2 protein-coding genes are annotated in these 1,390 nt (G+C 36.0%); both read left to right on the top strand.

Annotation, left to right across the window (positions count from 1 at the left end; translation table 11 throughout):
- A partial coding sequence (gene purU, locus AC1DPQ_RS27740; RefSeq protein ID WP_477611566.1) for a formyltetrahydrofolate deformylase occupies positions 1–822 on the top strand: 822 nt, incomplete at its 5' end.
- A 151-nt stretch (positions 823–973) separates the two neighbouring features.
- On the top strand, positions 974–1,390 hold a 417-nt coding region (locus AC1DPQ_RS27735; RefSeq protein WP_477611565.1), incomplete at its 3' end, for a hypothetical protein.

The following is a 1,390-nucleotide window of genomic DNA, read 5'->3' as shown; positions in this document are numbered from 1 at the left end:
CTCATATCCTGCCCCGATCAAGTTGGTTTAGTTACAAATATTACCCGCGTGCTGGCTGCACACCAATTGAATATTGTTGCCATGCGCGAGTTTGTAGACGAAGCCAATAAATCGTTTTTTACCCGCATTGCCTGTACCGGAAACCTGAAAGATACAGAAAAATTAAAGGAAAAACTTTTAGAAAACCTGCCGAATGCTGCTGAGGTAAATTTAATTACCCAACAGGAAAAACAGATTGTCGTTTTGGTAACCAAGGAGTATCATTGTTTAGCTGAGATACTGATCAAAAACCAATTCAAAACTTTAGGGGCCAAGGTACAATGTGTAATAGGCAATTATGAAAGCCTGAGAGATTTTACCGAAAAATTGGGCATACCTTATTTTTATGTAGATCATTCCAATAAAGATAAAAGTGAATTTGAGGCTGAAGTTAAAACTATTATTAACCGGTTTGAGGTAGACTATTTAGTGTTGGCTAAATTTATGCGAATCCTTTCTGCCGATTTTGTAAAAGATTATGCAGGTAAAATTATTAATATCCATCATTCCTTTTTACCGGCTTTTATAGGTGCTAACCCCTATCGCCAGGCTTTTGATCGCGGGGTAAAAATTATTGGTGCTACCGCCCATTTTGTTACCGATAACCTGGATGAAGGCCCGATTATTACGCAACATACCAATCATGTAGATCATAATTTCGGTGTAAAAGAAATGGTTCGGGCAGGAAAAGAAATAGAGAAAAAGGTGTTGTTAGAAGCTTTGGAACTTATTTTCGAAGACCGCGTTTTTGTGAGTGGGAATAAGACGATTGTGTTTAAGTAGATAAGCGGTTTGCGTTTAGGGTTAAACGTTGAGTCCGAAATTTTATTACTGTGATACGTCTTGCTGAACTTGTTTCAGCATCTATCCAATCTGAAGCATTTTTTGAGTGTAAATAAATTTCTATATTTAAGTACACATAAATGACTTGATAATGAAATATTTATTCATCCTACTATTGTTATGCACGCTTGGTGCTAAAGGCCAAAATGGACTAACATTCGATAAGCGCCTATTAGATTGTGAAAATAAGTGGATTGCCATATCGCTCGACGGCGCAGGTAAGTACGGATATGGATACGTTTATCTGGATTATTCGGCAGGTCTTACCTTTGATCTCTATGGTTCATTTACTATTGATAGTGGTGCATTCAAGTCTGAAGCAATTAATAAACAGAGAAGCAGGATTACGCCAACAGAAGTTAAAGTAGCTATAATTCCAGCGGAAAGATTAAAAGAATTAATTGTTGAAGAATTTCCCACCATGTATAAAAACTATGCTGGTAATAATAATAGGAATTACCGATATATCAAGTTTATTCAAATATTTAATAATTGGAAAGAGTATAAT

The sequence above is a fragment of the Pedobacter sp. 01T416_2 genome (assembly GCF_056398925.1).
Note: the sequence above shows the minus strand (reverse complement) of the source record. Positions and strands in the feature narration are given on the sequence as shown.